Genomic DNA, 4,882 nt, shown 5'->3' on the forward strand with positions numbered 1-4,882 from the left:
CCCCGGTCGGCGCACACGTCCCGGTCGCGGGCGGGGCGTACCGGGGCCGCCGGAAGCGGTGTGCGCTCCCGGCGGCGGGCCCTGCGCGGGTCGCGCCCCGGTCACCAGCCCCCGGGCGGGATCGGCCGGTTGGAGTGGAATACCCCGCGCGGGTCGTACGCGGCCTTGACCTGGGCGAGCCGCGCGCGGTCGTCCTCGTCGAAGACCTCGCGGACCTCGGCCTCCTCCATCGGCCCGAAGCCCAGCGTGGACGAGCGGCCCACCGCGTGCGGCCCGAACAGCGCCGCGGCCCGCTCGCGCAGGTCGCGCATCGCCCCGGTGTCCTCGGTCTCGGCGAAGGTCAGCACCGTCAGCGCGTAGGCGGCGTCCCGGTGCCCGACGGCGTTGGCGACCAGCGGCTCCCGGGCCAGCGCCCCGCCCAGGTGGCGCAGCCAGACCACGCAGAAGAACGGCGCCTCGCCCGTCATCCGGGTCAGCTCGGCCAGCGCCTTCCCGTCCAGCCGGTCCACCAGCACGCTGCGGCCGCGGAACCCCGCCTGGTCCTGGTGCTCGTCGAAGACCGCGCCCGACTCGTCGTAGGGCATCTCGCGCAGGGTGTCCGCCAGCACCGGGGCGGCCGAGCGCAGCGGCTCCACCACCTTCGCCCCCTCCTCCATCGGGCCCGACCAGGCCACCGACACCTGGGCCACCTGGCGGCCGCGCATCGGCTCGGGCACGCCCTCCATGTCCGGGTAGACCATCACGGAGGCCCCCGAGGTCATCTCCTCGGGCACCGACTCGGCCCACCGCCGCCAGGCCTCCAGCGCCCCCGGTTCGGCTCCGGCGTCCAGGAGCAGGCTTCCGCCGTAGATCCGCGGGACCGGGAACAGGTCGATCTCCATTCCGGTGACCACGCCGAACGCGCCCGCGCCTCCGCCGCGCACCGCCCAGAACAGGTCGGGGTCGTCGTCCCCGGTGACCTGCCGCAGACGGCCGTCTGCGGTGACCAGGTCCACGCGCCGCACGTGGTCGGCGGCGAACCCGTACCGGCGGGCCAGCAGCCCCACGCCGCCGCCGAGCGTGTAGGAGACCGCGCCCACGGCGGGGGAGCTGCCCGACAGGGGCGCCAATCCGTGTTCGGCGGCCGCGTCGACCACCGTCTGCCAGGCGGCCCCGGCCTCCACCCACGCCGTGCCGCGGTCGGGGTCCACCCGCACCCCGTCCATGCGGTGGGTGGCGAGGAGGACGCCGCCCGCCATACCCGCGCCGAGCCCGTGCCCGGTGAGCTGGGCCGACACCCGCAGCCCCCGTTCCGAGGCCCAGGCCACGGCGGCGCGCACGTCCTGGGCGCGGACCGGCTCCACCACGGCGTCGGGACGGTGCCGGTCCAGCAGCTGCATTCCCGTGCGGGCCTCCTCGTAGGCGTCGGTCCCGGGCGCGTGCACCGGTCCGCTCACCCGTCGGGTCAGGTCCCGCAGCGTGTCCGTGTCGCCCATCGTGCTCTTGATGCCCGTGTTCTCGTTGTTCTCGTTCATGTCGGCCACCGTAGGAACCCATGCGGTCACAACGTGACCGCGATCTCTGGCAGTCTGCGTTCATGGGCCGATCCGTACGCGGGGAGATGCCGCAGCGGCTGCTGCGGCTGCTGTCCCTGCTCCAGGTCCGGCGCGAGTGGAGCGGCGCGGAGCTCACCGAGCGGCTCGGCGTCAGCGCCCGCACCCTGCGCCGCGACGTCGAACGGCTGCGCGGGCTCGACTACCAGGTGGAGGGCACGCCCGGGGTTGCGGGCGGCTACCGCCTGGCCTCGGGCCGCGACCTGCCCCCGCTGCTGCTGGAGGACGAGGAGGCCGTCGCGATCGCCCTGGGCCTGGCCACCGCCACCGGGTTCCAGGACAGCGCGCTGCGCGCCCTGGCCAAACTCGAACGCGTCCTGCCCGCCCGCCTGCGCCCTCGGCTGGCCGCCGTGGGCGGCGCCACCAGCGCGGTGCCCCACCCCGACGTCCCCGGTGTGGACCCCGCCGTCCTGGGGGCGCTGGCCTCCTCCTGCCGCGACCTGGCCGTCACCGACTTCGACTACCGCGACCGGGAGGGCAACGCCCGCGGGCGCCGGGTCGAGCCGCACCACCTGGTCTCCCACGGCGGGCACTGGTACCTGATCGCGCACGACACCGACCGCGACGACTGGCGCACCTTCCGGGTGGACCGGGTCAGCGGACCGCGGCCCACCCACCGGCGGTTCGAGCCGAGGCCGCTGCCCGCGCCCGACCCGGCGGCCTTCCTCACCCGACTCTTCGCCGCGGGCGTCTACAGACACACCGCGCACCTGACCCTGGAGCTGTCCGCCGAGGACTTCCACAGCCGCTTCCACGGCCCCCTGCCCGGCCGGGTCGAACCGCTGGACGACCACCGCTGCCGCATCCGGATCAGCGCCGACTCCCTCGACCTGGTGTGCCAGTACACGGCGGCGGCCCTGGCCCTCGGCGCCCCCTTCACGCTGGAGGCCCCGCCCCGGGTCGTCGAGCGCCTGCGGGAGGTCGGCGCGCGCCTGGCCCCTCCCTGAACCGCGACCGCCGGTGGACCGCGACCGGCAGCGGGAGCGCTAGGGTCGGGGCCGTGAACACCGATTCCGCGCACCCGACCCTGTCCGACGTGACCGCCGCCTTCGAGCGGGTCTATCCGCCCGCGTGGGCCGCCTCCTGGGACGCGGTCGGGCTGGTGGCGGGCGACCCCGCGCAGCAGGTCGCGCGGGTGCTGTTCGCCGTCGACCCGGTCGACGCGGTCGTCGACGAGGCCCTGACCTGGGGCGCAGACCTGATCATCACCCATCACCCGCTGATGCTGCGCGGTGTCACCAGCGTGGCCGCCAACACCCCCAAGGGTCGGATCGTGCACCGGCTCATCCGGTCGGGGACCGCCCTGTACACCGCGCACACCAACGCCGACACCGCCTCGCCCGGCGTGTCCGACGCGCTGGCCCGCGCGGTCGGACTCACCGGGCCGCTGCGGCCCCTGGACCCCGACGCCACCGACCCCGAGGGCCGCCGCGGCATCGGCCGGATCGGCGCCCTGGACCGGCCGGTGCTCCTGCGCGAGTTCGCCGAGCAGGTCGCCCGCGGGCTGCCCGCCACCGCGGCCGGGATCCGCGTCGCGGGGGACCCGGACCGCCTCGTGAGCACCGTCGCGGTGTCCGGGGGAGCGGGGGACTCCCTGCTCGGTGCGGCCCGGGCCGCGGACGTGGACGTGTTCGTCACCTCCGACCTGCGCCACCACCCCGCCTCGGAGTTCGTGGAGGACCCCGGCGGCCCCGCCCTGGTCGACACCGCCCACTTCGCCAGCGAGTGGCCCTGGCTGGCCGACGGTGCGCGCCACCTGGTCGACGCACTCGGGCGCGCGGGCGGCCCGGATGGGGCTAACGTGGAGGTCCGCGTCTCGACGACGGTCACGGACGCCTGGTCACAGGCCGTCTCACACGTCTGAGAGAGACCACGGGCCCCGCGGGGTCGCCGACCAAACTGCACAGAGTAGAGCGCGGGCGGCGTACTCGCCCTCCCCAGCCATCACAGGAGACGTCACACGTGAAAGCCGAACCCGCCGCACAGGCCAGACTCCTCACCCTCCAGGACCTGGACACCGACCTCCAGCGCCTGGACCACCGGGCGCGCACCCTGCCCGAGGTCGCCGAGGCGGCCCGGCTCAAGGAGCGGGTCGACCAGATCGACAGCGAGCTGATCACCGCGCAGACCGGGGTCTCCGACGTCGAACGCCAGCAGCGCAAGGCCGAGAGCGACGTCGACCAGGTGCGCACGCGCGCCGACCGGGACGCCAAGCGCCTGGAGTCCGGGCAGATCACCAACGCCAAGGAACTCCAGAACCTCCAGTCGGAGATCACCTCGCTGGGCCGCCGCCAGGCCGAGCTGGAGGAGATCGTCCTGGAGGTGATGGAGCGCGCCGAGGAGCTCAACGCCACGGTGGCCCGCCTGACCGCCGAGCGCGAGCGCCTCGTGGCCGAGCACACCGAGGTCGTGGCCCGCCGCGACACCGCCGCCGCCGAGATCCAGTGGGACCGCACCCGGACCACCCAGGACCGCGAGCGCGTGGCCGGGGAGATCCCCGCCGACCTGCTCGCCCTCTACGACAAGATGCGCGCCCAGTACGGCGGTGTGGGCGCGGCGCCGCTGCGCTACGGCCGCTGCGGGGGCTGCAAGCTCGCGCTGAGCACCGTCGAGCTCAACGAGATCCGCGCCCAGGCCGCCGACGAGGTCGTGCGCTGCGAGGACTGCCGCCGCATCCTGGTCCGCACCGAGGAGTCGGGTCTGGGCGGCCGGACCGAGCAGTGAGCACCGGCTGGGGGGCACCGCCCGACACCGCGCCGACCCGGCTGGTCCTGCTGCGGCACGGGCAGACGCCGCTGTCGGTGGAGCGCCGTTTCGCGGGCCGGGGCGACATCCCGCTGACCGAGGACGGGCACGCGCAGGCCAGGGCGGCCGCGCGCCGCCTGGCCCCGCGGCCGTTCGACGCGGTGGTGTCCTCCCCGCTGCGCCGCACCAGGGACACCGCGGCCCACGCCGCCGAGGCGCTCGGGCTGCCGGTGGAGATCGACGAGGGGTTCGTCGAGACCGACTTCGGCGACTGGGAGGGGATGACGTTCGCCGAGGCGCGGGCGCAGGCCCCGGTCGCGGTGGACCGGTGGCTGGCCGACCCGGAGACGGCGCCGCCCGGCGGGGAGAGCTTCGCCGCGGCCTCCCGCAGGGTGGCCGCCGCCCGCCGGGCCCTGGTCGAGCGGCACCGGGGGCGCACCGTCCTGGTGGTCACCCACGTGACCCCCATCAAGGCGCTGGTGCAGCAGGCCCTGCTCGCCCCGCTGGAGGCGCTGTACCGGATGCACCTGGACACCGCGTGCCTG

Annotated in this window: 5 protein-coding genes; 4 read left to right on the top strand and 1 reads right to left on the bottom strand. The window is 75.7% G+C overall.

Annotated elements, in window-relative coordinates; translation table 11 throughout:
• Positions 1-101: 101 nt before the first annotated feature.
• The gene (locus DQW06_RS17975) at positions 102-1,514 is read right to left on the bottom strand and encodes an FAD-binding oxidoreductase (RefSeq protein ID WP_013153924.1); all 1,413 of its coding nucleotides are present in this window, start codon (positions 1,512-1,514) and stop codon (positions 102-104) included.
• Between the two features lie 62 nt (positions 1,515-1,576).
• On the opposite strand from DQW06_RS17975, the gene DQW06_RS17980 reads away from it, so the two are divergent.
• The 4 genes from DQW06_RS17980 to DQW06_RS17995 all read left to right on the top strand — a co-directional run.
• The gene (locus DQW06_RS17980) at positions 1,577-2,539 is read left to right on the top strand and encodes a YafY family protein (RefSeq protein ID WP_041552779.1); all 963 of its coding nucleotides are present in this window, start codon (positions 1,577-1,579) and stop codon (positions 2,537-2,539) included.
• Positions 2,540-2,592: 53 nt separating this feature from the next.
• Positions 2,593-3,456, top strand: coding sequence for a Nif3-like dinuclear metal center hexameric protein (locus tag DQW06_RS17985; RefSeq protein WP_013153922.1), 864 nt, complete (start codon positions 2,593-2,595; stop codon positions 3,454-3,456).
• A gap of 98 nt (positions 3,457-3,554) precedes the next feature.
• Entirely contained in the window at positions 3,555-4,316 is a 762-nt protein-coding gene (locus tag DQW06_RS17990) for a zinc ribbon domain-containing protein (RefSeq protein ID WP_013153921.1), read from the top strand.
• The coding region (locus DQW06_RS17995) for a histidine phosphatase family protein (protein ID WP_117198958.1) at positions 4,313-4,882 on the top strand (570 nt) is incomplete at its 3' end. The genes DQW06_RS17990 and DQW06_RS17995, both read left to right, overlap by 4 nt.

Origin of the sequence: Nocardiopsis sp. TNDT3 (assembly GCF_003427465.1) — a bacterium.
Classification (GTDB): Bacteria; Actinomycetota; Actinomycetes; order Streptosporangiales; family Streptosporangiaceae; genus Nocardiopsis; species Nocardiopsis dassonvillei.

Coding starts and splice junctions, on each gene's coding strand:
- DQW06_RS17975 (WP_013153924.1), bottom strand. CDS start 1,514: ATGAACGAGAACAACGAGAACACGGGCATCAAGAGCACGATGGGCGAC.
- DQW06_RS17980 (WP_041552779.1), top strand. CDS start 1,577: ATGGGCCGATCCGTACGCGGGGAGATGCCGCAGCGGCTGCTGCGGCTG.